General features: G+C 58.5%; 1 pseudogene. It reads left to right on the forward strand.

The window, feature by feature from the left end:
• Positions 1–218, forward strand: a pseudogene (locus ACUN8H_RS18775) (electron transfer flavoprotein subunit beta/FixA family protein); the annotation flags it as partial.
• Between the last annotated feature and the right edge of the window lie 64 nt (positions 219–282).

Consider the following 282-nt stretch of genomic DNA (forward strand, 5'->3'; position numbering starts at 1 on the left):
TGCGCCTCAACGAGCCGCGCTACGCCAAGCTGCCGGACATCATGAAGGCCAAGAAAAAGCCGCTGGATGTCAAAACCCCCGCCGACTACGGCGTCGACGTGGCCTCCAAGGTCACGCTGCTCAAGGTGGAATCCCCCGCTGAGCGCAAAGGCGGCATCAAAGTGGCCTCGGTAGACGAGCTAATCGACAAACTGAAAAACGAAGCCAAGGTGCTTTAATAGGAGCGGATCTCATGAGCATTCTGGTACTTGCCGACCTGCATGAAGGCCAACTGGCGGGCGC

The sequence above is a fragment of the Vreelandella sp. V005 genome, from assembly GCF_052645115.1.